Annotated in this window: 22 protein-coding genes; 15 read left to right on the top strand and 7 right to left on the bottom strand. The window is 60.5% G+C overall.

The annotated features are described in order from the left end of the window. Positions 1-162: 162 nt before the first annotated feature. From G410_RS0111535 to G410_RS0111515, 5 genes are all read left to right on the top strand, one after another. The gene (locus tag G410_RS0111535) at positions 163-2,364 is read left to right on the top strand and encodes a TonB-dependent receptor (RefSeq protein ID WP_211215020.1); all 2,202 of its coding nucleotides are present in this window, start codon (positions 163-165) and stop codon (positions 2,362-2,364) included. Beyond that, entirely contained in the window at positions 2,364-3,725 is a 1,362-nt protein-coding gene (locus G410_RS16530; protein WP_022673811.1) for a spinster family MFS transporter, read from the top strand. Before G410_RS0111535 ends, G410_RS16530 begins: the two co-directional genes overlap by 1 nt. 30 nt (positions 3,726-3,755) lie before the next feature. Then, positions 3,756-4,412: a carboxymuconolactone decarboxylase family protein gene (locus G410_RS0111525; RefSeq protein ID WP_022673810.1), complete on the top strand. Its 657-nt coding sequence runs from the start codon at positions 3,756-3,758 to the stop codon at positions 4,410-4,412. A gap of 110 nt (positions 4,413-4,522) precedes the next feature. After that, entirely contained in the window at positions 4,523-4,753 is a 231-nt protein-coding gene (locus G410_RS0111520; protein ID WP_022673809.1) for a biotin/lipoyl-containing protein, read from the top strand. 4 nt (positions 4,754-4,757) lie between these two features. Next, on the top strand, positions 4,758-5,885 hold the full coding sequence (locus tag G410_RS0111515; protein WP_022673808.1) for a Gfo/Idh/MocA family protein: 1,128 nt from the start codon (positions 4,758-4,760) through the stop codon (positions 5,883-5,885). On the opposite strand, the gene G410_RS0111510 is transcribed toward G410_RS0111515, so the two are convergent. Then, positions 5,882-6,667 carry an enoyl-CoA hydratase/isomerase family protein gene (locus tag G410_RS0111510; protein WP_022673807.1) on the bottom strand — a complete coding sequence of 262 codons (786 nt, stop codon included), beginning with the start codon at positions 6,665-6,667 and terminating at the stop codon, positions 5,882-5,884. The genes G410_RS0111515 and G410_RS0111510 overlap by 4 nt on opposite strands. A gap of 103 nt (positions 6,668-6,770) precedes the next feature. Between G410_RS0111510 and G410_RS0111505 the strand changes: the two genes are divergently transcribed. Then, positions 6,771-7,766, top strand: a complete 996-nt coding sequence (locus G410_RS0111505; protein WP_022673806.1) for a thiamine pyrophosphate-dependent dehydrogenase E1 component subunit alpha — start codon at positions 6,771-6,773, stop codon at positions 7,764-7,766. Beyond that, a complete protein-coding gene (locus tag G410_RS0111500) occupies positions 7,763-8,746 on the top strand; it encodes an alpha-ketoacid dehydrogenase subunit beta (RefSeq protein ID WP_022673805.1) in 984 nt (327 codons plus the stop codon). Before G410_RS0111505 ends, G410_RS0111500 begins: the two co-directional genes overlap by 4 nt. A gap of 95 nt (positions 8,747-8,841) precedes the next feature. Here G410_RS0111500 and G410_RS0111495 read toward each other — a convergent pair whose 3' ends face one another. Beyond that, a complete protein-coding gene (locus G410_RS0111495; protein ID WP_245559350.1) occupies positions 8,842-9,816 on the bottom strand; it encodes an acyl-CoA dehydrogenase family protein in 975 nt (324 codons plus the stop codon). 5 nt (positions 9,817-9,821) lie between these two features. Then, a complete protein-coding gene (locus G410_RS0111490; RefSeq protein ID WP_022673803.1) occupies positions 9,822-11,006 on the bottom strand; it encodes an acyl-CoA dehydrogenase family protein in 1,185 nt (394 codons plus the stop codon). Positions 11,007-11,119: 113 nt separating this feature from the next. Here G410_RS0111490 and G410_RS0111485 point away from each other — a divergent pair, with 113 nt between their 5' ends. From G410_RS0111485 to G410_RS0111475, 3 genes are read left to right on the top strand one after another with little or no spacing between them, the layout of a single operon-like run. After that, positions 11,120-12,265 carry an acyl-CoA dehydrogenase family protein gene (locus G410_RS0111485; protein ID WP_022673802.1) on the top strand — a complete coding sequence of 382 codons (1,146 nt, stop codon included), beginning with the start codon at positions 11,120-11,122 and terminating at the stop codon, positions 12,263-12,265. Next, positions 12,265-13,188, top strand: coding sequence for an acyl-CoA dehydrogenase family protein (locus tag G410_RS0111480; protein WP_022673801.1), 924 nt, complete (start codon positions 12,265-12,267; stop codon positions 13,186-13,188). The genes G410_RS0111485 and G410_RS0111480 overlap by 1 nt, the downstream gene beginning before the upstream one ends. Before the next feature lie 17 nt (positions 13,189-13,205). Continuing rightward, positions 13,206-14,648: an NAD-dependent succinate-semialdehyde dehydrogenase gene (locus G410_RS0111475; RefSeq protein WP_022673800.1), complete on the top strand. Its 1,443-nt coding sequence runs from the start codon at positions 13,206-13,208 to the stop codon at positions 14,646-14,648. Here the strand turns inward: G410_RS0111475 and G410_RS0111470 are convergent. The 4 genes from G410_RS0111470 to G410_RS0111455 form a co-directional block, all read right to left on the bottom strand. Next, positions 14,637-15,881, bottom strand: coding sequence for an MFS transporter (locus G410_RS0111470; RefSeq protein ID WP_022673799.1), 1,245 nt, complete (start codon positions 15,879-15,881; stop codon positions 14,637-14,639). The two genes, G410_RS0111475 and G410_RS0111470, sit on opposite strands and share 12 nt — an antisense overlap. A gap of 85 nt (positions 15,882-15,966) precedes the next feature. After that, positions 15,967-16,872 (bottom strand): SDR family NAD(P)-dependent oxidoreductase, encoded by a 906-nt coding sequence (locus G410_RS0111465; protein ID WP_022673798.1) that lies wholly within the window; start codon positions 16,870-16,872, stop codon positions 15,967-15,969. Positions 16,873-16,898: 26 nt separating this feature from the next. After that, positions 16,899-17,744 (bottom strand): TauD/TfdA dioxygenase family protein, encoded by an 846-nt coding sequence (locus G410_RS0111460; protein ID WP_022673797.1) that lies wholly within the window; start codon positions 17,742-17,744, stop codon positions 16,899-16,901. 82 nt (positions 17,745-17,826) lie between these two features. Next, positions 17,827-18,573 (bottom strand): SDR family NAD(P)-dependent oxidoreductase, encoded by a 747-nt coding sequence (locus tag G410_RS0111455; protein WP_022673796.1) that lies wholly within the window; start codon positions 18,571-18,573, stop codon positions 17,827-17,829. Positions 18,574-18,741: 168 nt separating this feature from the next. On the opposite strand from G410_RS0111455, the gene G410_RS0111450 reads away from it, so the two are divergent. From G410_RS0111450 to G410_RS16525, 5 genes are all read left to right on the top strand, one after another. Continuing rightward, positions 18,742-20,325, top strand: coding sequence for an AMP-binding protein (locus tag G410_RS0111450; RefSeq protein WP_022673795.1), 1,584 nt, complete (start codon positions 18,742-18,744; stop codon positions 20,323-20,325). Positions 20,326-20,433: 108 nt separating this feature from the next. Next, positions 20,434-21,837, top strand: coding sequence for an aromatic ring-hydroxylating oxygenase subunit alpha (locus tag G410_RS0111445; RefSeq protein ID WP_022673794.1), 1,404 nt, complete (start codon positions 20,434-20,436; stop codon positions 21,835-21,837). 10 nt (positions 21,838-21,847) lie between these two features. Then, positions 21,848-22,624: an SDR family NAD(P)-dependent oxidoreductase gene (locus G410_RS0111440; protein ID WP_022673793.1), complete on the top strand. Its 777-nt coding sequence runs from the start codon at positions 21,848-21,850 to the stop codon at positions 22,622-22,624. Positions 22,625-22,643: 19 nt separating this feature from the next. Continuing rightward, complete coding sequence (locus G410_RS0111435) at positions 22,644-24,146, top strand: CoA-acylating methylmalonate-semialdehyde dehydrogenase (RefSeq protein WP_022673792.1); 1,503 nt, start codon at positions 22,644-22,646, stop codon at positions 24,144-24,146. Positions 24,147-24,194: 48 nt separating this feature from the next. After that, positions 24,195-25,331, top strand: coding sequence for a 2-oxo acid dehydrogenase subunit E2 (locus G410_RS16525; protein ID WP_051137277.1), 1,137 nt, complete (start codon positions 24,195-24,197; stop codon positions 25,329-25,331). The last annotated feature ends 25 nt before the right edge of the window (positions 25,332-25,356 follow it).

Genomic DNA, 25,356 nt, shown 5'->3' with positions numbered 1-25,356 from the left:
CCAATCGCCCCGGCGAAGAATGGGAGAGGGGTTTATGCGCCAAGCCGGATCGGGTTTATCGGCAAGGCAAAGGCGCGGCGAAAGACGGCGCCAATCCGTGGGAGAACTATACCAATGGCCACAGCTTCTTTTTCTTTGCGGTTGCTAAGTTCGGCAGCGTCCGTGGCATTGGCTGCCGGGGCAAGCCCACTGGCCGCGCAAAGTGCGGATGCGCCGCGTGAACAGGGCGCCGATGATGTTGGGCTGGAGACGCAGGTTTCGGCCGGCGGCAATGTGATCGTCGTCACTGCCCAGCGGCGCGAGGAAGCCCAGGTCGATGTGCCGATTTCGATCACGGCCCTTGGGACGGACCAGCTGGAAGCGGCCAATGTAGAGCAGCTTTCCGATATCGTGAAACTGACCCCGGCGCTTCGCTTCGACCGGCAGAGCCAGTTCGTCCAGCCCACCATCCGTGGTATCGGCACCAGCATCACCACATCTGGCGGCGGATCGAATGTCGGCATCTATGTCGATGGGTTCTATTCCCCCAATCCGGCCGAGGCCGATTTCGAACTGTTCAAGGTGCGCAGCGTCCAGGTGCTGAAGGGGCCGCAAGGCACGTTGTTCGGGCGCAATTCGACGGGCGGCGCCATTCTGGTCGACACCGCCGATCCCAGCACCGAAACATCGGCCGCCTGGCGTGCGTCCTATGGCAGCTTCGATACCGTGCGCGCGCAGGCCTATGCCACCACCGGTATAACCGACCATATCGCCTTCGACATCGAAGGGCTCTATACCAGCGGCAACGCATTTCAGCGCAATCTGGCGACCGGCAGGCGCGATCGCAATTTTAAAAACTGGCAGATACGGGCCGGCCTGAAAGCCGATTTCGGCGCGTTTTCGGCCAAGTTGCGTTACCAGCATCTGCAATCGGATGATCCCCGGCCGGTGCTGTATAATATCTATACCGATCCCGACATCGGGGTGGGAACGTCGCCCTTCTATCCGCCATCGGCTTACACGACCGATCCGGATTTCTATGCGCCGGGCGCGGATCGCAGCTTCATCACCAGCAACACCGATGTCGTGCAGTTGACCCTCGAGGCCGATCTGGGTTTTGCAGACCTGACGTCCTACACGCAATATCGCCATCAGGATCTCGATTCCTCGCTGGATCTCGACAAGACGGCCTTGCCGATCTTCCAGTTCGGCATTCCGGTGATCAACAATACCTGGACTCAGGAACTGCTGCTGACATCCAAGGCCGGGGCGCGATTGCAATATACAGCCGGCCTGTTTTTTCTTTACAATTCCGATCGCTATCTGACGTTTCTGGACAGCGCGGTCAGCCAGGGTGGCCCGCGGATCAGGCTGGGCGGATCCGAGGCTCCGACCCGCAGTTACGCCGCTTTTTTCGATGCGACCTATGAGCTGACCGATCGCCTGTTTCTCACCGGCGGCGTGCGCTATGCGCATGATACGATCACCGATGCATCGTACAGCGTCGGGACGGCCAGGACGTTCGTCCCCGATACGGAGGGGGACAAGCTGACGCCGCGTATCGTCGTGCGATACAAACCGTCCGATCAGACCAGCATCTACGCGTCCTTCTCGCGCGGTTATAAGGCCGCGATCGTGGATGTAGGCGGGTCATGCCAGAACCCGCCCGCTTTCCAGTGCAACGCGGTCGAGCCGGAGGAGGTCGATGCGTTCGAGCTTGGCTTCAAGGGCAGCTTCGGCGCGGTGTCGCTGGAGGCTGCCGGCTTCTACTATGATTATAGCAATCTGCAGGTCTCGCTGCTCACCAACGGGCGGGCCGAGATCCTGAACGCGGCGAAGGCGGAAATTTTCGGCGTGGAAGGCGCGCTCAGTGCCGATCTCGGAAGCGGGTTCTCCCTGAACGCGGCCGCATCCTATGTTCATGGCCGCTATACCGATTTTCCGGGCGCCCCGGTCTATTTCGCCTGCGCGGATCTGGGCGCCACCGTGCAACAGACTTGCCTACAAAACGGCCTATCCCTCCTACCCCTCCGCCTTGATCTGACGGATGTTGACATGCAGCGCACGCCCGAATTTACGGGCAATATCGGTGGGCGTTTCGAAACGGCTGCGGCCGGGGGCAGCCTGATTGTTTCCGGAAACATCTACTACACATCTCAATTTTCCTTTGCGCCATCGGGCACGCAATTCCCTGGCGGAGATTATGAAACGCTGTCTGTGCGGGCAGAGTGGCGCGACCCCACGGACCGGTTCTATATCGCAGCCTTTGGCGATAACCTGACCGACAATCGCTTCGTCACCCAGGTTCAATATAATAACTTTGGCCTGGGCGCCACATATGCCGAACCGGCCACATGGGGCCTTGAGCTTGGGTTTGCCTACTGATGGCCCATCATTTGCGGGAAGCGAACGATGTCTCGCAGACTGGCTTGTCAGCGTCAGGGGTAGAGCTGCCGTCGCTGCCCTATCGCGTGTATATCCTTTTTTTGCTGACTGTCATTGCCGCAATCAGCGCGGTCGATCGGCAGATTTTCGATATTCTCGTCGAACCCATCAAGGCCGAGTTCAGTCTTTCGGATAGCCAGATCGGCGCGCTTAACGGTCTCGCTTATGCCGGCGTTTATGCCATCGCTGTCATTCCTTTGGCGCGGCTTGCGGATCGGCATCCGAGACGCCTGGTGATTGCGGTCAGCGTTGCCCTCTGGAGCGCTGCCACGACCGTCTCGAGCGCTGCCAAAAGTTTCATTTTTCTATTCGTGGCTCGCATGGGGGTGGGGTTTGGCGAGGCGGGTTTGAGTTCGCCCGGCCCAGCCTTGCTCAGCGATCTTTTTCCCAAGCATCAGCGCGGCACGGTAACGTCGGTTTACATGGCCGGCCCGGCGATAGGAATGGGGCTGGCCTATGCCATCGGCGGTTGGGCCATCACGAATTACGGTTGGCGCTCGGCTTTTTTGCTCGCTGGGATTCCTGGTCTGATCGTCGCGCCGCTGTTCTATTTCACGGTGCGCAATTTCCCCAAGGGCATGGCCGACGGGTTGCTGCGTGATCCGGTGCAGCCACCTTTCTTTCAAACGCTGAAAACGATTTTCGCTATCAGGACCGTGGTCTGGCTGATCGGGGGGCTCGCTTGTCTGGCGCTGATGGTCAACGGCGTGCTGCGCTGGATCCCGGCCTATCTGACCCGGATTGAAAACATTGATGCAGTCAGTTTCGGTGCCACGCTTGGTACGGCGATCGGCGCGGGCAGCTTCGTTGGCCATATTCTAGGTGGTCCGCTGTCCGATTTTGTCGGGCGACGGGACATGCGCCGACAGCTGACGATTGGCATCTTGGCGACAATCGGAGCGGTGGCCACGATTTGGGGCATGTTCCAGTTGGCGGACATCAACCAATTCTACGTTTTGGCAGGCGTCCTGTCTTTCACCGGCGGCATTTTTGCGGCGCCGCTGATCATGATTTGCACCACTTTGCCCCCAGTCTGGGCCAGAGCGACGACGGCAGCGGTGACGCTGATGGCCATCTATCTGATCGGCTTTGGCCTCGGCCCGGCGCTGATTGGTATACTGAGCGACATGCTGGCGAGCAAATATGGAGAGAATTCGCTCCGGGCGGCGCTGCTTTCTATCACGTTATTGGCTATTCCCGGCGTTCTATGCTTCCTGATGGCAGCGCGTTTCTATCGCGCGGACATCGTGTCGAGCGAGGCGCAACTGGCCCGCGATGCCGCAGCTGACTTTGCAGACTAGATCCAACCGCCAGACCAGACGAGATTTGCGATGACCGACAAAATGCAACGTATCCCCAGCTTGCCGCGCGAACGATGGACAGACGACGCACGGGACGTGTTCGCCTTCTGGGGAGAGCCGAACGCTCGCGAAGAAGGATCGCGCACCAGTATCATGATGGTGCTGGCGCAACATCCCGCCATGGCCTTGCCCTACAGCCAATGGTCCAAGCATCTGTTGATGACCAACACGCTGCCGGTTCGGTCCCTGGAAATGCTGATCCTGCGGGTATCGGTGCGTGTGAAAAGCCTTTATGAATGGCACAATCATGTGGGCTACGGCCTGAAAGCCGGACTGACGCTGGAAGACATAGCGGCAATCCGCGACTTTCCTGAAACAGCCGATCACTGGACAGCGGAAGAGCGTGCCGTTCTGCAGGCCGTCGACGATCTCATTGACGATCACCATGTGTCCGACGAAGTATGGCAAAAGCTCGGAGACCACTACGATACGCGGCAGAAAATGGATTTGGTGATGTCCATCGGTCATTATGTCATGACGAGCTGGGCTATTTCCTCCTTTGGCGTACCGATCGAGGGCGATGTCGATCCGATCGGCTTCGATCTGAAAACGGTGTCGGGGAAAGTCCCGGGGGCGTCGCTTAAGCCTGGTGAAAGTGCCGACTGGGCCAAGCAGTACGAAAGCTGACGAACGGGACATCGCGGGGCCGATACCCGGAGGCGCGGTCTGTCAATCGGTTGCGGGCGGTCGCGCTGCGCTCCTAGACCAATTGCAGAAACTCCAGACGGGATCACATCATGGCAACCGAAGTTATTTTTCCTAAGATCGGCTTTTCGATGACCGAGGGGCAGATCGCCGAGTGGATGTTCGGAAATGGTGAGCAGGTCACTGAAGGCGAATGCCTGTTCCTGCTCGAGGCCGACAAGTCGACCAACGAAGTCGAAGCGCCGGCAACCGGGAAGCTGACCGTCAAGATCGATGAAGGTGAAACCGTGCCCGTGGGCACCGTGGTGGCGATCATCGAGTAAGACGATGACGCTTCGCGTGGCCATGGTGGGAGCGGCTTGGGGGGCGATGGCCCATCTGCCCGCTTGGCGCGCGCTTGGCGACGTCGAAGTTACCGCGATCTGTACGTCGCGCGAGGAAACTGCGCGCGCAGCTGCGCAGCGATACGGGATCGAACGGCCATTCTGGGATGCCTTGGCCATGTGCCGCGATCCGGATATCGATATCATTGACCTAGGCACACGGCCGAATTTGCGTGTGCCCTGGATCATCGCCGCTCTTCATGCGGGCAAGCATCTCTACAATGCCTCTCCGCATGCGCCAGATTGGTCAGCCGCCAAGTCGATCGACAACGCCTGGCGGGCCTCCCAAAGCATCGGCGTGGTCGATGCCTTCATCGAGCATGTGCCAGCGGTGCGGCGGCAGATCGAACTGATCGAGCAGGGATATATCGGCACGCCCATAGGTGGAACGTGCCATTTCAATATCTCTCTGTTCAACGCGCCCGCCGCCGATTTTCCCTATGCCTGGTTCGCCGATGGCAAGGCCGGGGTGTCCGGGCTGCGTAACAATGGGAGTCACGCGCTCTATCCGCTGATGAAAGCGTTAGGTCCGATCGTCGATCTGGTTGCCGACGACCGGCAAGTGCTGGCCGAGTGGCCTTTCGCAGACGGCTCCAGGATAGAACCCGAAACCAACGACACTGGCAACGCCATGCTGCGCTTTGCCAGCGGCGCGCTGGTTCAGCTACAGGCCGGATGGGCCATGCCGCAGCATGATGGCTGGCTTCTCGATCTATATGGGAGCGAGGGCAGGCTCATGAGCCGTTCGCCCACCTTTCCGACAGCCCGCGATTGCAAGCTATTTGGCGCCAAGCTCCAAGACAAGGCCGATCAGCACGCGCCGACCGACCTTCCGGAGGTTGAGGTACCGCAGGCCTATTTCGGCGGTAACCGTGTCGGGATCGATGCCGATTTTCCTGTTCCTCCGGCTTTTCCGATGGCCCTCTCCATGCGAAAGATGGTGGATGCCATCCATGGTAAGGCAAGCGCCGCCCCGGATTTCGGGCGCGCGCTGGAAGTGGAGCGCGTGATGGAGGCGATGCGCCTATCTTCGGCAGAGCGGCGCTGGGTTGCGCCCGGCAATATCGATTAACCGCCCTGTGCCTTGCGCATCGCGGCAATAGCGCTGCGATGTTCAGGGCTTCGTACCGTTTCGCTTTCCCATCCCATGCCTTTGTCGAGAAGGCTGTCCGCCAGTCGCTTCAGTTCCAGATTGGTCAGCCTTTTGGTCGCTCGCAAGGCCATTTGGGGCAGGCCTAAAAGCCTTTGCGCCAAGTGATCGACGGCCTGATCCAGAGCATCGGAGGGCAAAGCCTTGTTGATGAGCCCGATCGACACCGCCTCGGGTGCGCGGATCAGGTCTCCGGTAAACAGAAATTCCTTCGCACGGGTCAGGCCGATGCGCTGCGGCCAGATCAGCGCGCCCCCATCGCCGGCCGCCAGTCCGATCAGGACGTGCGGATCGCCGATTTTTGCCTTCTCATCGGCGTAAATGATATCGCACAGCAATGCGATGGTCGCGCCCAACCCTACCGCATGGCCATTCATGCGGCAGATGACGGGCTTGTCGGTATCGAGCAGGGCCAGCACAATCCGCTTGGCCATCGCCATTTCATGGTCGAATCGCTCCGGCTGCGTAGCATTGGCCGCGATATGTTCGAAATCGCCACCGGCCGAAAAGGCGCGGCCGGCTCCGGTCAAAACGATCACATCCGAATGTGCATCGTCGCGTGCAAATTCCAGCGCGGTGGGAAGCTCGTCATGCATCACCTTGTCGAAGGCGTTGAGCGCGTCTCCCCGGTTGAGCGTAATGGTAAGCCGCCTGCCATGTCTTGCCAGGAGCAGCGTGGAATATTCAGGAAGTGCCATGGTCATCTATCTGCCGTTCGGAACATATCGCTGTGGCGCGTTGCTGCGCCGTTGACCTCAACCTTTCCCACCGCGACAGTTCGGTTATTCCGAACAAAGCGAGGAAAGCATGAGCGAAGCGAGTAACGCGCCGCAGCCCGATACGAAAGCACTGGTTGATATCTATCGCCGGATGGTCCGCATTGAACGCAACGACGATGCTATACTGTCGACGATCCGAAAAGGCCGGTTGCAAATGCCTTATTATTCGGCGCGTGGGCAAGAAGTCATCCCTGCCACCGTTTCGCATTTTTTGACCGACGAAGATCAGATCTGTACCATTTATCGCGGCATTCAGGACATGGTGGCCAAGGACATGCCGCTGAAACCGCTTTGGGCGGAGATCGCAGGTCGTGTCGACGGCACCTGCAAGGGCAAGGGCGGCCCTATGCATCTCACGCATCCCGAAACCGGGGTGATGGTGACAACCGGCATCGTCGGCTCTTCCATGCCGATCGCCAACGGGCTCGCATGGGCGGCGCAGCTGGACGGATCGAAGCGGGTCGTTATCGCCTATTTCGGTGACGGCGCGTCCAATATCGGGGCGTTTCACGAGGCGATGAATCTTGCCGGCCTGTGGAAATTGCCGGTGATTTTCGTCTGCCCCAACAACCGCTATGCCGAGCATACCAGCTTCGAAAAGGGCACGGCGGTCGACAAGATTTCAAAGCGCGCCGTAGGCTATGGCATGCCGGGATTTACGATCGACGGCAATGATCCCTTTGAGATGTATGCCCATGTCGCCACCGCCATCGACCGCGCGCGCGCAGGCGAAGGCCCGACCTTGCTGGAATGCAACACATTCCGTTTCATGGGCCATGTGCTCGGCGATGACATGAAATATATGCCGGAGGGTGAGCTGGCAAAGGCCAAGGAAAACGATCCTCTGCCGGCTTTTCGCCAGAAGTTGCTGGACGATGGTCATGCCACGGAAGCCCAGCTTGAGGAGATGACACAGCAGATCGAGCAGGAAGTCGCTGCAGCCCGTGAATTCGGGATGGCCAGCGAAGTGCCGTCCGCTGATGAACTGCGCCGCGACGTATTCGAACAGGAGATGTCGGCATGAGCACGACGAAAATGCACGCGATCCAGGGCGTCAACGCAGCTTTGCACCAGGCGATGGCCGAGGACGAAAAGGTCCTGGTTCTGGGCGAGGATATTGCCGATCCGGAGGGCGGCGGGATCACCGGGGCGGCGCAGGGGCTTTCGACGAAATTCGGCGACCGCGTCCGGTCCACGCCAATTTCGGAGCAGGCGATCGTTGGCGCCGCCATCGGCGCGGCCATGGCCGGTTACAAACCGGTGGCCGAAATCATGCTGATGAATTTCACCACCGTCGCGATGGACATGATCTTCAACCATGCAGCGAAATTGCGCTTCATGTCCGGCGGTCAAACCAGCGTGCCCATCGTTATCCGCACGCTGACCGGCGCCGGTTGGCAGACGGCTGGGCAACATGCCGATCATCTTGAAGGATGGTTTGCGCATGCTGCCGGCATCAAGGTCGTCGCGCCATCCAGCCCGGCCGACTATAAGGGATTGATGTTGTCCTGTATCCAGGACCCCGATCCCTGCATCTTCATCGAAAGCGCCGGCACCATGTTCATCCCGTCAGAGGTGGACGACGATCAGGGGCCGATACCATTGGGCAAGGCACGGATCGTGCAGGAAGGCACCGATGTCACGCTCGTCACCTGGTCGAGCCAGTGCATTCGGGCGCAGATGGCGCTGGAAGGATTTGCCGAGGCGGGCGTTTCGGTTGAGCTGATCGATCTGCGTACGATTTCTCCCTGGGATCGGGAAACGGTACTGGCATCGGCGCAAAAGACCGGCCGGGTATTGATTGCGCATGAAGCGGTGCGCGACTTTGGGCCGGGTGCAGAAATCGCGGCGACTATCAATGAGGAGCTCTTCGGCAAATTGAAAGCGCCGGTGCGGCGGCTCGGCGCCCCGAAATGTCCGGTCCCATTCGCCAAGGCGCTGGAGGATGCCTACATCGTGCAGCCTGCCGACATGATTGCGGCCGTGAAAGGCCTGATGAGCTGAATCAGGATATCGTGAAGGGCTCTCGTCCGGAAAGCCGGACGGGAGCCAACGAAGGGCAACCTACTTTTCCACCGTGCTGCGCTATAACGCGGCTATCAGGCTTTGGCCTGACTTTCCGCCATCGCGGCACGTCCGGCGCGCTCATTCCAATAATCGGCATCGCCCCCCAGTGCGCAGTTCAGGAATGCGCGCTTGAAGAAGCGGTGGATGGCATATTCGGTGGTCAGACCGACGCCGCCATGCAGTTGGATCGCGTCTTCCACAGTATCGCGATAGACCGCGCAGCAGAAGTTTTTCAACTCACCGGCTTCTAACGCCGTGAGCGATTGCGACGTGCGATCGGCGTAAAACGCGTCCGCGGTGTCGATCATCATCTTCAAATCGGCCACTCGATGCTTCAATGCTTGAAACATCGCCAGCGGCCGGTCGAACTGGCTGCGGCCCTTGAGATGGTCGAGCGTCAAGCCCAGGGCTGCCCGTGCGCCGCCAAGCGCATCACCGGCAAGGGCGATGCACAGAAGCGTATCGAGGCGATCGTTCAGCTGGGCCGCCTTTTGGCCACGCGCCACAACGTAACGCTGCGCGTCGTCGACGACCGCGACGTCAAACAGGCGGCGCGATACGTCCCATGTTTCGCGGGCTTTCACTTGCGCACCATCTTGCGAGATTAGCGCGACTACATCCTCGCGGCGGAGCAGAATGTGAGAGGCCTTGTCGGCATCCATCACCGCCTCACTGGAACGCCCGCCGATGGCGAGCGACGCTGTCATGATCTCGCCGCTCATGGCGCGCTCCAGCAAGCCGTCGCGTTCCTCGAACGGCGCGCCAGCCACCAGTGCCTCGATGACTAGAAACTGCGTCAATACGGGCCCTGGCACCAGCGCGCGGCCCAGTTCTGCAAAGATGATGGCCAGACCTTCATCGCCCAGGCCCAGCCCACCTATCTTTTCTGGCACACCGACCATGAACCAGCCAAGCTGCGCCACTTGGGCCCACGCATCGCTCGCATCCCGTGCCGCTTCCCAGTTGGGAAAAACCTTGCGCGCGCTGTCTTCAAGCGTTTGCCGCATCTCGCTCATGCCGCCACCTCGGCCGTCCAGGACTTCGGTTCGCGCGGCATGCCCAGCATGCGCTCGGCAATGATGTTGCGTTGTACTTCGTCGCTGCCGCCCGCGATGGTCCAGGCATAGCTGTTCATGAAATCGGCCATCCAGTTGCCGGAATTTAGATCGCCAAAAGTGATCGGCGCGTGAAATTGCCCATCGAGGCCAGCAAAGCGCACCCCGAGATCGGCATAGGCGCGCAGACAGCGGGCATAGGCCAGCTTGACGATCGAGGCGTCTCCGATCTGCTCCTCATCGTTCATCCGCTTGCGCAAGAACTGGTCGGCCAGCGCGCAGACGGCATCGATCCTGATCTTCAGCGCGCCAAGATCACGCAAGGCACCGCGATCGTCGGCGCGCCCAACCTCCGTCAGCTGCCGTGCAATCCGCGTGAGGGCACCGCGCATGCGATAGGACAGCTCCATCAAGGTCAGGCCCCGTTCGGAGGCAAGCGTGGCCTGCGCCACCGCCCACCCGGCGCCTTCTGCGCCTACACGCTGATCGACCGGCACCCTGACCTCGTCCAGGAAGATTTCAGCAAATTCCTCGTCACCTTGGATCTGATGGATCGGACGAACGGTGACGCCGGGGCTGTCCATATCCATCAGCAGATAGGTCATTCCCGCCTGCTTGGCCCCCTCGGTCGAGGTGCGGACCAGCAGCAGGCACATGTCGGCATATTGCGCCATGGTCGACCATATTTTTTGGCCCGTGACGACATAGTGATCTCCATCGCGCACGGCCTTGGTGCGGATGGCGGCAAGGTCCGATCCTGCATTGGGTTCGGAGAAGCCCTGGCACCAGGTTTCCCCGTCCAGAATAGCGTGCAGATAGCGCTCCTGCTGTTCCTGCGTGCCGCATTCACCAATTGTGGCATAGGCATGATAGGTAGAGACGAACGGCAGGAGCAGCCGCGGTGCATCGGCGCGCGAAAGCTCCTCATAGATGATTTTCTGCTCCAGCAGCGTGCGCCCACCGCCCGGCCACCGTTCAGGCCAATGCGGCACCGCATATCCCGCGGCAACCAGCTTGCGAAACCAGGCGCGCTGGCTTTCCACAAACGCATCATGTGTCGCGGCGCTGCGCCAATCGGTGGGGGCTTCCCGGTCCAGCCACTGGCGGATCTCGGCGCGGAAGTCTTGAAGATCGGTGCTCATGGCCCTGGGTAGTCCGATTGGTGGCGTGTTTTCACAAGCGGCATTCCGGCGATATCGGGGCGGCGATGCGCCGCGCCCTGTTCGCGCCAGCCTCGCTTGCGTAGGAGTGAGCCATGCAATTTACCTGGACCAAAGATGAGGAAGCGTTTCGCGAGCGGCTTAAGGCGTTTCTCGCCGATACGCTGCCAGAGGATTGGGAGCGCTTCTCCCAACACGGGCCCGCATCGCCTTCGCTCACCCGCTATGCGGAAAGCTTTTGCGCCGCGCTGGCCAGGGAAGATCTGCTTACCCCGCATTGGGACAAAGACATTGGGGGGCAGGGCCTGGGCCCATGGTTCCAGACGATCCTGGCCGAAGAGATGTGGATCGCGGGCGAACCGCGCGGCGGCCAATATATGAACGTCAACTGGATCGGTCCCACGCTGATCACTTACGGCACCGAGCAGCAACAGCAGCGCTACCTTCCGCCGATTTCCGAGGGCAAAGCCCTATGGTGCCAGGGATTTTCAGAGCCCGGTTCCGGATCCGATCTGGCTTCTCTGCGGACGCGCGCGGAATTGGACGGCAATGAATATGTCGTCAATGGCCAGAAAATATGGACCAGCTATGCCGGGCTGGCCGATACATGCTTTCTGCTGTGCCGAACGAGCGACGATCGCAAGCGCGGGATCACCATCTTGCTGGTGCCGATGGACACGCCCGGTATCACTGTACGGCAAATTCCCTCGCTGATCGGCGAGGGCGATATCCATGAGGTGTTTTTCGATGACATGCGTGTACCGGCCACCGCCCGGCTTGGTGAGGAGGGGCAGGCGTGGGAGATCATTGCCTATTCGCTGCGCAACGAACGGCTCGGCATTCCGCGCTATTCGCTGGCGCGGGCCGCGCTGGACCGGGCGGTATCGATCCTGCAGCACCGCGGCGATTTTACGCGGGAGGCGGTGCGGATCGAAGCGGCGGAAGCCGCTGCGCTGACCGAGGCCGCCCGCATGGCCAGCTATGCCATCGTCACCCGCCGCGCGGAGGGGCAGGTGATTGGACAGGAAAGTTCATCCGCGCGCTTTGCGACCGTGATGTGCGAACGGCGTGTTGCGGAGTTTATCGTGGAGCATCTGCCGGAAGCTCTCGCGGACGATCATCCATATCTCAAGATGCATCACCAGCGTGGAATTGTGGCGGGGATCGCTGCCGGCGCTGCCGAAATTCAGCTGAACATCATTGCCAGCGATGTGCTGGAACTGCCACGGGAGCCGCGCTGATGGATCTGGCCCTAACAGATGACCAGCGCGCCATTCTGAGCGCAGTTGATACCCTGGTGCGCCCGTTTGAGGCGGCGCCGTTGCACGATGCCCCATTGGCTGCGACCAGCGACGATCTGGATGCCCAGTTGCGCCTAAACGGCTTTCTCGATGTCGCAAGGGATCCCGATCTAGGCACGGTGACCGCCGCTGTAGTGATCGAGCGGATTGCCCGCCTTCCCTTCGCCACCGAGGCCGCATTCAGCGCGATGATCGGGCCATTGCTGGGCGAGGTGCCTGGGCCGATCTGTCTAATTGCGTCGCGCCGCACGCCGCAACTGGTTCGCTTTCTCGCGCCCGGCACCACGGTTGTGATCGTGGGAGAGCAGGAGGTCGAGAGCTTCGTCGCAACCCAAGATCATCTGCGCGCCGAAACCGGGGCGTTGTACGGTTATCCGATGACGAGCCTTGTCGCGCTGCCCGATGAGCGGCAGATCCACGACATAGCGCCGTCTATCATGTTCATCCGCTGGCGCGCGGCGCTGGCGGCAGAGGCGGCAGGCCTTCTGGCGGCAGCGCTGGCCAGCACTGTGGCGCATGTCAGCGAGCGGGAACAATTTGGCCGCCAGCTGGCCACCTTTCAGGCGGTGCGCCATCGTCTGGCCGAAGCGCAAGTGCGTGCCAACGGCGTATACTGGCTGGCTATGAAGGCCGCCGGAACGCTGGACCCCGGCGATGCCGCCTTGGCGGCGTGGCACGCGCAGGAGTCCGCGCGAGCCTGTGTGTATGATTTTCACCAGTTTCTGGGCGCGATGGGCATGACCCTGGAGCATCCGCTGCACATGTGGACCTATCGCCTGAAGGCGTTGATCGGCGAGCTGGGCGGGCGGGCCTCCAACGCCGCGGCAGCCGCCGACGCCCTTTGGGGCCTATCAAACTCTTGACCGCCACTGGGGGGCCCATGACACAGCAGGACTTACTTCGCACGCAGTGCCTGATCGACGGTCAGTGGTGCGATGCCGACGACGGCACGCGATTTGCCGTGGTCGACCCGGCAAATGGAGACGAATTGGCCACCGTCCCCAAAATGGGCGGCGCGGAGACATTGCGCGCCATCGCGGCGGCACAGGCGGCCTTACCGGACTGGCGTGCGCGCACGGCCAGTGAGCGATCGGGCATCCTGCGCAAACTGTTCGATCTGATGATGGAGCACAAGCAGCTGCTGGGCGAATTGCTGACCCGCGAACAGGGCAAGCCGCTGGCTGAAGCGGTGGGTGAAATCGCTTATTGTGCCAGCTTCATCGAGTGGTTCGCTGAGGAGGGCAAACGCGCCTATGGCGAGGTGATCCCCTCGCACGGTGTTGACAAGCGCATTCTCACCCTGACGCAACCAATAGGGGTCGTGGGCGCCATTACGCCGTGGAATTTCCCGTCCGCCATGATTGGCAGAAAGATTGGACCGGCGCTTGCCGCCGGCTGCACGGTGGTGCTGAAGCCTGCATCGCAGACGCCGCTTTCCGCATTGGCGATCGGGGCTCTGGCGCTGGAAGCCGGTGTGCCGCGCGGTGTGCTCAACATCGTGACCGGCAGCGCGGCGGAAATAGGGGAGGCACTAACGGCCAGCCCCCTGGTTCGCAAAATCAGTTTCACCGGGTCCACCGATGTCGGGCGAACGCTGATGCGTCAGAGTGCGCAGACGATCAAGAAATTATCGCTCGAGCTTGGCGGCAATGCGCCATTTCTGGTGTTCGATGATGCCGATATCGATGCGGCCGTCGGGGGCGCTATCGCATCCAAGTTCCGCAACGCCGGTCAGACCTGCGTCTGCACCAACCGCTTCTACGTTCAGGACGCGGTATACGACCAGTTCGTGGAAAAACTGGCGACGCGCGTACGGGCGCTGAAGCTCGGCAGCGGGATGGAGGACGGCACGCAGATTGGCCCCATGATCGACGAAAAGGCTGTTCTGAAAGTAGAGGAGCATCTGGCCGACGCGACCCGGCAGGGGGCACGCATTTGCGCCGGCGGCAAGCGGTCTGAACTGGGCGGCACCTGGTTCGAGCCGACCGTGTTGGCCGATGCGACGCAGGACATGCTGATTGCCCGCGATGAAACCTTCGGTCCGCTGGCCGCCATCATACGATTCCATGACGAGGCGCAGGCGATTGAATGGGCAAATGACAGCGAATTCGGCTTGGCGAGCTATTTCTACGCGCGCGATATTGCCCGAATATGGCGTGTCGCCGAAGCCCTTGAGGCCGGCATGGTCGGTGTCAATACGGGGATCATTTCGACAGAGGTCGCTCCCTTCGGCGGCATCAAGCAGTCAGGCCTCGGCCGCGAAGGCTCGCGCCACGGATTGAGCGACTATATGGAAACCAAATATGTCTGCCTAGGTCTCTGAGCTTTTCAGATTGCCGAATTGCGGCCGAGGCAAGCTGAGCAAGAACAGGCTACTGACCACCATCATGCCCACCGTCGCCCAGAGGAACGGCTCATACGCGCCATAGCGATCGAATATGGCAGATGCAGCCAGCGGACCGGTAGCCGTGCCGACCGACAGGGCGACCAGGAGTCCGCCATAGAGCGCACCAAAAGCTTTCAAACCGAAATGGCGTGTGGCGAGGTAGACAATCACATCGATCTCGGCCCCGAGCGTGAGGCCGACCATGATGGCTGCCGGGATGGCACCGTCCGGACCAAGTAGAATCAGCATCAGACTGGCTGCGATGGGCAGAAGAAAAACGGCTGCGCCCACGCGCGCAGCGTTGAAGCGGTCGAGCAGAAAACCGGTACCGAGCCTGCCAGCGATCGAGAAGAGGCCGATAAGGCCGGCCAGCCCGGCAGCGCTGGCAGTGTTTAGGCCAAAGCCGGTGAGTATCGGCACGAAATGTACGACGAGCGCGAGAATGGTAAAGGTGAAAAGAAGGCTGGCCAGCATCAACCGCGCGTAAATCGATGATTTCAGGCCCTCGCCAAAGCTCAGACCTTCAGGCTGGCCCGGGGCGGGCGCGGCGGCGATCTGCGCCCTTTGGCTTTTGGGCACGTCGTTTGCGCCGCGGAAAAAAAGGATGATGACGGGCAGGGCAATAGCGAGCCAGATCAGTGCCTGATAAGCCATCGCCGTTTGCCATCCAAACGCACCGATCAGTCGTGCGCCGAGCCATGGAAAAAGTGCAGCGGCGACCGAGGCGCCACATAGCGTAATGGCAAAGGCAAGCCCGCGCGATGCCTGGAAACGGCTGGCCACGGCTGCTGTCCAGATGGTGGCCTGCACCGGTAAAGTGGCCAGAGCCATAACCGCCCACAGGCCATACCACTGCCATTCGCTGCCGGATGCCGTGCCCAACAGGGCAAATGCGCCGCAGGTCAAAGCCACGCCAATAACGCCAAGCGGACGCGGCCCGATCCGGTCGACCAGCATGCCGATCGGGATACCGAACAGGGCCTGGATCAGCGTAGCAATCGTTAGTCCGAAGGTGGTTACCGAACGGCTCCAGCCAAAGCTCTCGCTGATCGGTTCGATATAGACGCCCAGCCCGTAAATATGGATGACGCTGGTGGCATAGCCTAGGCCAGCCGCAACCGGCAGCGTCCAGTGGGATTTCCATTCTGATCTGGCGCTCTTCGCAGGCATGATGTTCGCTTTCTGGCTAGAATCTTTGCAGCGGCACGCGCGCTATCCTTGAACGGCAGGGCGAACCGTGCCCGAAAAGCCCGCCTCAGTTGGCTTTCGCCATCGCGAAACTGAAGCCGAGATGTTCCTGAAAGCCATTGAGCCCGAAGCGTTTCTCGTCTTCGGTTGCAGTGATTTCATCCCGGCGGGCTGCAATGGTTTCGATCGTCCAATCCTGCGCGAACACACCCTGTGTTTCGGCGATTTCGAACTTGGCCATGCGGCCGGCGACGGCGGCGAAAATTTCCCCCGAACGGTCACAGCTTTCATGCGCCAGCCAGCCGACCATGGGGGCGACCTTGTCTGGTTCCATGGGTGGAAACTGACTGGTATCGATGCCCTCGGACAGCCGCGTAACGGCGCCGGGCAAGATCAAATTGCTCTGAATGCCGAATTCTGCATTCTCGACAGCGATGGCGCGGCTGAGACCCATAAGGCCGGCTTTGGCCACGCAATAGTTCACGACATTCGCGTTGCCGTAAAATCCGCCGATCGAAGAGGTGAGGACGAAGCGGCCATATCGCTGCTCCCGCATATGCGGGATGGCGGCGCGGGCGAGATAGAAGCCACCGCTGAGATGGACATCCACAACCGAATGATAGGCTTCGTCCGACATTTCGTGGATCGGTGCGCGGCGGACATTGCCGGCATTGTGAACGAGGATGTCGATCCGCCCGAACGCGTCGATGGCATCGCGCACGATTTGGGCCGCTTCATCTGGGGATGCGACCGACGCGGTGGAGACCATCGCGGTGCCACCCTGTCGCCTGATCTCTTCGACCACCGATTCCGCCGGGCCGTGATCTTCCGCGGCCCCGGCGATAGCGCTGCCATTGTCGTTTACCACCACCTTGGCGCCGCGGGACGCCAGAAGCAGCGCATAGGCACGACCCAGCCCCCGGCCCGCGCCGCTGATAACAGCCACGCGTCCGTCAAACCGAAGTTCATTCATCTGGCGGTGCCTTTCCGTTCGGGCAATCAGGCGAAGGGTTCTTCGCCCTGCAGCTTCGTGCGCACCATCAGGCGTCCGCTCTCCACATCATAATGTTCGGCGCGGTGCATGGTCCCGGTATTGTCCCAGATCACCAGATCGCCCGCAGTCCATTCATGCGTATAGGTATAGTCTTCCTTGGTGGCCCATTCGCGCAGCTCGTTGAGCAGCAGACGGCTTTCCATCACGTCCATCCCGACCACGGTATGCGCCGTGTTGCCGATAACGAGCGACTTGCGGCCGGACTCGTGGGACCATACCAGCGGCAATTCCTTGTCGCCGATTGCCTGCATGGCTTTCAGCATGTCCAGCGGCGGTTCGGGGCGATAGAAAAAGAGCGAGGCCCAGATGCCGTGCCGTACTTTCAGGTCGGCAATACGGTCCTTTTCCTCCTGCGGCAGCCCTTCATAGGCGGCATAGGTGTTGGAGAAGCCGGTGTTTCCCGTGCCTTTGGGGGAGGGTTTCTTGCATGCGAGGATCGAGGCAAGGATGGGCACTTCCTGCATCGTGCCGTCGATGTGCCAATAAAGCGACCCTCTCAGATATTCCGCGGTCGGGCCGGAAACCTTGGGGTCTATGCTGATCTTGGTGACTTCTTCGTCATCGCCCTGACGTTCCGGCGCATAGGTTCCCAGCGTCTTGGTGAATGCGATCTGCTCCGCATCGGTAAAGTTGATTTCGGGAAAGACCAGCACGCCATTCTGCTCCAGTAGTTCGCGAATTTCATCGCCGAGATCGCCTGACAGCAGCTCGTCTTTCGAATTCAGGATGCGGCTGCCAATCATGGGCTTGATCGCTTCATGCTTGACTTGGGTCTTGGTTCCGACGGTCATCTTGCTGGCTCCATTGCATATCTTTGGGCGGACTATACCCCATGGTCCCGGCTAGCGCGAAGCCGCCCGGGCGATATCGAGATCAGGCAGAACCCATGTAGCGCCCGCCATTGGTGCTGATGGTCTGGCCGGTAATATAGCTGGAATCCTCGCTGGCCAGAAACAGACAGGCGGAGGCAACCTCGTCCGGGCGGCCCACGCGTTTCATGGGCAATGTCTGGGCGAACTTCTCTATATCGACCGGTGCATTGTCGAGTGCCGGCGTATGGACGAAGCCAGGCGGCACCATGTTGAACGTTACGCCGCTTGCCGCGAACTCCAGCGCCAGCGCTTTGGTCAGGCCCAGCACACCGCCTTTGGACGCGACATAATGGCCTTGCGCAAAGGATCCGCTTTGCACCGATGAGGACGTGATATTGATCACACGGCCCCAACCCGCTTTCAGCATCGGTGGCAGCATTTCGCGCGTGCAAAGGTGCGGCCCCTTCAGATTGACCGCGATCAGCCGGTCCCACTGCTCATCGGTAATATCGAGATAGGGCACAAAAGGCGCAATCCCGGCATTATTGACGAGTATCTGGATATCGCCAAAACGTTCCCGTGTTTGTCTTGCGGCATGCGCAATGGCGTCCTTGTCGGCGCAATCGGCTTCGATGGCCAAAGCCTGCCCACCAGCATCGCTAATGGTCTGCACTGTCTCGTTAACGCCGTCTGCGTTGAGATCCCACGCACCGACCTTTGCGCCCTCCCTGGCGAAACGTTCGGCAATAGCGCGACCAATGCCCGATCCTGCACCGGTCACGACGGCGACCTTTCCTTCCAACTGCATCAGCTGCTCTCCTGCGTCTCGATTTTGCGCTGGCCTATCGTGCGGTCATGCCGGGTCCTAGCCAAGGATTGCGGGTATCACCGCCGCGATGCTTCCGGCCTGCCTCATGCCCGCGCATTGCCAAGGTGCATGGCGACCGTTCAACAGTCGGCAAAAAAGGGGACCCCTATGATCACGCGGCGCGCAATCGATGGCTGGAGCATTCGTTGGGACGAGGCGCGGGCTACCGCAGCACGGCAGCGGGGATGGTGGTCGGACGAAACATTGGGGCAGGTGCTGCCGCGGATCGCGGGGCAGACCCCGGACAGGGTTCTGTTGATCGATGGCGATGTCAGGCTCACGGCCAGCGACTGCCACCTTTCTGCCAGCCGCCTGGCCGGATGGCTTGGGGCGCGCACCGAGCGAGGCCAGGTCATCTCGTTCATGATGCCAAACTGGCATGAAGCCGCCATCATCTATGCCGCGGCAACCTATTGCGGACTGGTTGCCAATCCCATTCTGCCAAGCCTGCGCGATCATGATCTAAGTTTCATCCTAAAAGACTGCGCCAGCAGGGTCGTATTCGTGCCGGAAAGCTTCAACGGCTTCGCCTATGCGGACATGGTGCGGCGGGTGGCCGCCGGGCACAATGATCCCCCCGAGATCGTGGTCGTGCGCGGGCAGGGAGAGCATGGCTTTGCCGAGATTGTGGACCGGAGCGTCCCGCGCGAGCCTCTCATGCTCGATCCAAACAGCGTGCGCATGGTGATGTATACGTCGGGAACCACAGGCCGGCCCAAGGGTGTGCTGCACACCCACAATTCGCTGCATGCGTTGTTGCGCCAGATTGCCGAGCACTGGCTGGTCGAGCCGGGCGACCGGTTTCTCGTGCCCTCACCGATCAGCCATATTGGTGGCTCCATTTATGTATTCGAAGCGCCGCTGCTCCTGGGATCCAGCGCTATTCTGATGGAGCGTTGGGATCCTGCTGCGGCGCTTACCATCATGGCGGAAGAGCATGTGACGCATATGGCCGGAGCAACACCGTTCCTGGAGCATCTGCTCGCTGCCGCCAAGGCTGAAGGCGCGCATCTGCCCGCCTTGAAGGTTTTCATTTGCGGCGGCGCTTCGGTACCGCCGCGCCTGATCGAGGACGCTGCAAACTGGTTCGATCGTGCGCGCGTGAGCCGGGTCTATGGATCCACCGAAGTGCCGGTGACCGCCGTCGGTGCGTTAAGCCGCAGCAGCATGCCAGAGGCTGCGCTCACCGACGGCAAGGCAGGATATGCCGAGATCAGATTGGGGCCGGGGCAGGAAATTCTCGCGCGCGGACCGCAGATGCTGGCAGGCTATATCGATCAGGCGGATGAAAGGACGGCATTCGACGACGATGGTTTTTACCGGACCGGCGATCAAGGAAGCATGAGCGCGGACGGCTTCCTGACCGTGACCGGGCGTATCAAGGATATCATCATTCGCAATGGAGAGAATATTGCGCCCAAAGAGATTGAGGATCTTTTGCTAGGGCATCCGGATATAGCGGATATCGCGATTGTAGGCGTGCCCGACGTCCGTACGGGCGAGCGTGCCCATGCCGTTGTGGTTCCCCGCACCGGAACAAGACCGGATGTCAGCACTTTGGCGGAGCATCTTGCTGCTCAAGGCGTGGCGAAGTTCAAATATCCAGAGGCGGTGGTGCTGCGCGATGCCTTGCCACGCAACGACGCCGGCAAGGTGCTGAAGCATGTCCTGCGCGCGCAGCTTGGCGGCTAGGCAGCGCAGCTGACATCGCCGGAGCGTTGGTCCGACCGGTCATATTCGCATCGCTGCCATAGTTGGTTAGGACTGCCTGCCAACAAAGCTAAAGAGGATTTTTCGTCCATGGCCGAGGCCGATCCGAGCGCGACGTTCGACATTCCATTTCCCGTCGATAATCCGGAACGCATTCCGGCCAAGCGCTATTATGACGAAACATTTTTCGCGGCGGAAAACGAGCGTTTGTGGCCTCATGTCTGGCAAATGGCCTGCCGTCTGGAACTCATCGAGAATGTCGGCGACTGGGTTGAATATTCCAATCTCGATCGTTCCGTCATCATCGTGCAGACGAAAAACGGGGTGAAGGCGTTCCACAATGCCTGCCGCCATCGCGGTGTGCCAATCGCCAAGCCTGGCGGGCAGGGCAATTGCAAGTCGGCGGGCTTCATCTGCCCATTCCATGGATGGCGCTGGAACATCGAAGGAGAGAACACCTTCGTCTATGGCCGGCATTTTTTCAGCGAGGAGCAGCTGGCGCAGGCCGAGGTCGACCTTGTGCCGTGCCGTGTTGAAACCGCCATCGGCTGCGCCTTCATCAATTTTGACGACGACGCTGCGTCTTTGCGCGAAAGCATCGGGCCTGTATTGGACGATCTGGAAGCGCGCGGCATGGACAAGCAGCGCGCCGAATGGTGGTATTCCACCACTTTGCCCGCGAACTGGAAGGTCGCGATGGAAGCCTTCATGGAGGGCTACCATGTCATGAAGACTCATCCGCAGCTGCAGAAGATGCTGCCGCAACTGTATAACAGCATGTACGGGCAGGATACGGGCGGGATCGGTGTGCCGATCAATCCCAACCTGACGGTGCGCGAGAATATTCACGCGCAATATGAACATATGAAGTTGCTGAATGACGGCATGGCCGGGATGATCCACGAGAAGGAGGTGGAGATTGCCGGGCAACTGCTCGAGGTCGATTTGCCGGAGGACCCCGAGCAGGCGGTCATGATGTGGTACGGCATCGTGCAGCATCAGGTTGTCGAGCAGTTGCGCGCGCGGGGCGAGGATCTGCCCGATCTCAACACCGTGGCGCAGACGAACCCGGTCAAGGCGGTCGAGTTCATATTCCCGCATTATTTCCTGCTGCCGACCATGAGCAGCGCCTCAGCTTATCGGATACGGCCATTGGGGCCGGAAGAATGCCTGTTCGAAATCTGGTCGCTGACCAACTTTGCACCGGATGATGAGCACAAGGCCGTCGCCGAGCCGACGGTACTGCCCTGTGACAGCGACCAGTTCCCCACCATTCCGCGCCAGGACTATGGCAATATTCCGATGCAGCAGAAGGGTCTGCATGCTGCGGGGTTTGAGTTCATGCGCCTCGGAAAGGGGATCGAAGGCATGATCAGCAATTACAACCGCGTGATCGATGCGCATTTGCGCGGCGAAGATGCCGAAAAACTGAATGTGGCGACCCATAAGCTTGCGCATAATTTTGACGGCGAGATCCAGGAGATGGATTTTTGAGGCGCACAGCATGAGCAGAACGGCGATCATTACCGGGGCCGGTAGCGGTATCGGGCTTGCCACGGCGAAGGCGCTATGCGCAGCTGGTGTGGCGGTGGTCGGGATCGGCCGTGATGAAGCCAAGCTGGCCGATCTGGCAGTATCACTTGGCGGGGACGATCGTGTGCTAACGCTCTCGATTGATGTCACGGCAGGCGACGCGCCGAAACGCATCATCGATGCCGCGCTGAAACGGTTCGGGCGGATCGATGCGCTGATCAATAATGCCGGTCTGGGCAGCCCGACTCCGCTGCACGATACCGACGACGAGACACTGGACCGGTTCCTCGATGTCATGCTGCGCGCGCCGTTCCGCCTTTGCCGCGAAGCAATCCCGCACATGACCGAGGGCAGCGCGGTAGTGAACGTGACCAGCACCTATGCAATGATCGGGGGCAGGCGGGGAGGACCCTATTCTGCGGCCAAGGGCGGGCTGCGCTCGCTCACCGAGCATATGGCGGTGGAATATGGTCCGCGCGGCATCCGCAGCAATTGCGTCGCGCCGGGCGTGACGATGACAGACATGGTCCGCCATCGTTTTGATGATGAGACGTTCCAGCGCGCCAATGTTGAAACCACGCCCTATCCGCGCCTGGCCGAGCCGGATGACGTGGCGAACGTCATAGCCTTCCTATGCTCGCCCAGCGCGGAAATGATCAACGGCCAATCGATTGTGGTCGATGGCGGTTGGACCAAGACGAAATATCTATCGGCTCGCGCCCTGACCTCCGAATGGGTCGAGCGCTGAGCGAAAACGAGGGACTATCATGCGACATATCGATCATTTCATGGCCGGTCCGACGGGGCCCGGCACCGGGCGCAAGCATCAGGTGTGGGACCCGTCCATCGGCAAGGTGCAGGCAGAGGTTTCTCTGGGCGATGCAGAACTGCTGGACCGCGCGGTTGAGAACGCCAAAAAGGTGCAGCCCGCTTGGGCGATGACCAATCCGCAGCGGCGAGCGCGGGTCATGTTCCGCTTCAAGCAGTTGCTCGAAGACCATATGCAGGAGCTGGCCGAGTTGCTGTCGAGCGAACATGGCAAGACGGTCGATGACGCGAAAGGCGATGTGCAGCGCGGGCTCGAAGTGATCGAATATGCGTGCGGTATTCCGCATGTCTCAAAGGGTGAATATACCCAAGGCGCAGGGCCGGGTATCGATGTCTATTCGATGCGGCAGCCGCTGGGTATCGGTGCTGGTATCACACCGTTCAATTTTCCGGCGATGATCCCGATGTGGATGTTCGGGATGGCAATCGCCGCGGGCAATGCTTTCATCCTGAAACCGTCGGAGCGCGATCCCAGCGTGCCGGTTCGGCTGGCGGAACTGTTCCTGGAGGCCGGTGCGCCGGAAGGGCTGCTGCAAGTGGTGCATGGGGATAAGGAGATGGTCGACGCCATCCTCGATCATCCGGACATTCCCGCGATCAGCTTCGTCGGATCGTCGGACATCGCGCATTATGTCTACAAGCGCGGCGTAGCAGCGGGCAAACGCGTGCAGGCGATGGGCGGTGCCAAAAATCATGGTATCGTCATGCCCGATGCGGACCTCGACATGGTGGTCAACGATCTATGTGGCGCGGCGTTCGGCAGCGCTGGCGAACGCTGCATGGCGCTCCCCGTTGTAGTGCCGGTGGGGGAAGACACGGCGGACCGGCTTCGTGAAAAATTGATCCCGGCTATCCATGCCTTGCGCGTCGGCGTCTCCAGCGATCCAGAAGCCCATTATGGTCCGGTGGTAACGCCGGAACATAAACAGCGGATCGAACAGTGGATCGATACAGCGGAAAACGAGGGCGCAGAAGTCGTCATCGACGGCCGCGGCTTTTCGCTGCAAGGTCATGAGAACGGCTTCTTTGTTGGACCGACACTGCTCGACCACGTGACCACCGCGATGGAAAGCTATCGCGAAGAGATTTTCGGGCCGGTGTTGCAGATGGTGCGGGCAAAGAATTTCGAGGAGGCGGTGCACCTGCCCAGCGCGCACCAATATGGCAATGGCGTCGCTATTTTCACACGCAATGGCCATGCGGCGCGGGAATTTGCCCAGCGGGTCAATGTTGGCATGGTCGGCATCAATGTGCCGATTCCGGTGCCCGTCAGTTATCACAGCTTCGGCGGCTGGAAGCGTTCCGCCTTCGGCGACACCAATCAATATGGCGAAGAAGGTCTGCGTTTCTGGACCAAGGTGAAAACGGTGACGCAGCGCTGGCCGGATGGCTTTGCCGAAGCCGACAACAAGGACGCCTTTGTCATCCCGACCATGGGCTGACCGGCGCAGTCCGGTTTCCACCAGTTCCAGCCAGAAAGTCCTCCTAATATGGCGACCGCTCCTACCGACCTGGACAAGCCGGCTGATCAAGATCCTCCGGCCACGCCGTCGGCGCGGCGCATGGCGGCTGAGCGCGGTATTGCGCTGCAAGCGCTGACCGGCACCGGACCAGGCGGCAAGATAACGAAGCAGGACGTGGAAGACGCTGGCCAACGCGTTTTTTCATCACCGACGGCAGACGCCGAAGGCTCGCCGCCGAAGACTGGCGAAGAAGAAGGCGGCGATATCATTTCCGCCTCGCCGCTGGCCAGAAGGATGGCCGAGCAGAGAGGCATCGATCTGGCGTCCGTTAGCGGCAGTGGGCCGAAGGGCAAGATCGTCAAGGCGGATATCGAAAACTACGATCCGGCAAGGGTACAGGAGCAACCCCTGAAGGCTCCGCCGGCCGATACCGGCGCACAGACCAACCATGCGGCCACCGGACATGGCATGCAGCCTCCGCATGAGATCCAGACGCTGAGCAATGTACGCAAAACTATCGCCCGGCGCTTGACTGACGCGAAGCGGACCATTCCGCACATCTATCTGACGCTCGATATCCAGCTCGATCCGCTTCTGGAATTGCGCACGTCGCTGAATGACAGTCTTGAAAGCCAAGATCTGAAGCTGTCGGTGAATGATCTTCTGATCAAGGCGCTGGCGTTGGCGCTGAAACAGGTGCCGTCCTGCAATGTCAGCTTTCAGGAAGAACGCATCATTGCCTATGCGCGTCAGGACATTTCGGTTGCCGTTGCAGCACCTTCAGGGCTGATTACCCCCATCATCCGCGACGCTGGCGCAAAGAGCCTGTCCGCGATCAGTCTTGAGATGAAGATGCTGGCGGCGAAGGCACGCGACGGCAAGCTGCAGCCGCATGAATTTCAGGGCGGTACGGCGTCGTTATCCAATCTGGGCATGTTCGGCATCAAGCAATTTGATGCGGTCATCAATCCGCCACAGGCCATGATCCTCGCTGTCGGCGCGGGCGAGAAAAGAGCGCATGTCGTGGGGGAGGCCATCGAACTTGCAACGGTGATGAGTGCCACCGGCAGCTTCGATCATCGCGCGATCGATGGGGCCGATGGAGCGAAGCTGCTGTCCGTTCTGCGGGGATTGATCGAACAGCCGCTCGCGCTGCTGGCCTGACAGGAAATCGATTTAACCATAGCGG

The organism is Novosphingopyxis baekryungensis DSM 16222 (genome assembly GCF_000420305.1).
Taxonomy (GTDB): Bacteria; Pseudomonadota; Alphaproteobacteria; order Sphingomonadales; family Sphingomonadaceae; genus Novosphingopyxis; species Novosphingopyxis baekryungensis.
This window is presented reverse-complemented; position numbering and strand designations above follow the sequence as displayed.

What these genes read in the sequence shown, in the direction of transcription:
- G410_RS16530 (WP_022673811.1), top strand. Translation starts at nt 2,364, where the DNA reads ATGGCCCATCATTTGCGGGAAGCGAACGATGTCTCGCAGACTGGCTTG.
- G410_RS0111525 (WP_022673810.1), top strand. Translation starts at nt 3,756, where the DNA reads ATGACCGACAAAATGCAACGTATCCCCAGCTTGCCGCGCGAACGATGG.
- G410_RS0111520 (WP_022673809.1), top strand. Translation starts at nt 4,523, where the DNA reads ATGGCAACCGAAGTTATTTTTCCTAAGATCGGCTTTTCGATGACCGAG.
- G410_RS0111515 (WP_022673808.1), top strand. Translation starts at nt 4,758, where the DNA reads ATGACGCTTCGCGTGGCCATGGTGGGAGCGGCTTGGGGGGCGATGGCC.
- G410_RS0111510 (WP_022673807.1), bottom strand. Translation starts at nt 6,667, where the DNA reads ATGACCATGGCACTTCCTGAATATTCCACGCTGCTCCTGGCAAGACAT.
- G410_RS0111505 (WP_022673806.1), top strand. Translation starts at nt 6,771, where the DNA reads ATGAGCGAAGCGAGTAACGCGCCGCAGCCCGATACGAAAGCACTGGTT.
- G410_RS0111500 (WP_022673805.1), top strand. Translation starts at nt 7,763, where the DNA reads ATGAGCACGACGAAAATGCACGCGATCCAGGGCGTCAACGCAGCTTTG.
- G410_RS0111495 (WP_245559350.1), bottom strand. Translation starts at nt 9,816, where the DNA reads ATGCGGCAAACGCTTGAAGACAGCGCGCGCAAGGTTTTTCCCAACTGG.
- G410_RS0111490 (WP_022673803.1), bottom strand. Translation starts at nt 11,006, where the DNA reads ATGAGCACCGATCTTCAAGACTTCCGCGCCGAGATCCGCCAGTGGCTG.
- G410_RS0111485 (WP_022673802.1), top strand. Translation starts at nt 11,120, where the DNA reads ATGCAATTTACCTGGACCAAAGATGAGGAAGCGTTTCGCGAGCGGCTT.
- G410_RS0111480 (WP_022673801.1), top strand. Translation starts at nt 12,265, where the DNA reads ATGGATCTGGCCCTAACAGATGACCAGCGCGCCATTCTGAGCGCAGTT.
- G410_RS0111475 (WP_022673800.1), top strand. Translation starts at nt 13,206, where the DNA reads ATGACACAGCAGGACTTACTTCGCACGCAGTGCCTGATCGACGGTCAG.
- G410_RS0111470 (WP_022673799.1), bottom strand. Translation starts at nt 15,881, where the DNA reads ATGCCTGCGAAGAGCGCCAGATCAGAATGGAAATCCCACTGGACGCTG.
- G410_RS0111465 (WP_022673798.1), bottom strand. Translation starts at nt 16,872, where the DNA reads ATGAATGAACTTCGGTTTGACGGACGCGTGGCTGTTATCAGCGGCGCG.
- G410_RS0111460 (WP_022673797.1), bottom strand. Translation starts at nt 17,744, where the DNA reads ATGACCGTCGGAACCAAGACCCAAGTCAAGCATGAAGCGATCAAGCCC.
- G410_RS0111455 (WP_022673796.1), bottom strand. Translation starts at nt 18,573, where the DNA reads ATGCAGTTGGAAGGAAAGGTCGCCGTCGTGACCGGTGCAGGATCGGGC.
- G410_RS0111450 (WP_022673795.1), top strand. Translation starts at nt 18,742, where the DNA reads ATGATCACGCGGCGCGCAATCGATGGCTGGAGCATTCGTTGGGACGAG.
- G410_RS0111445 (WP_022673794.1), top strand. Translation starts at nt 20,434, where the DNA reads ATGGCCGAGGCCGATCCGAGCGCGACGTTCGACATTCCATTTCCCGTC.
- G410_RS0111440 (WP_022673793.1), top strand. Translation starts at nt 21,848, where the DNA reads ATGAGCAGAACGGCGATCATTACCGGGGCCGGTAGCGGTATCGGGCTT.
- G410_RS0111435 (WP_022673792.1), top strand. Translation starts at nt 22,644, where the DNA reads ATGCGACATATCGATCATTTCATGGCCGGTCCGACGGGGCCCGGCACC.
- G410_RS16525 (WP_051137277.1), top strand. Translation starts at nt 24,195, where the DNA reads ATGGCGACCGCTCCTACCGACCTGGACAAGCCGGCTGATCAAGATCCT.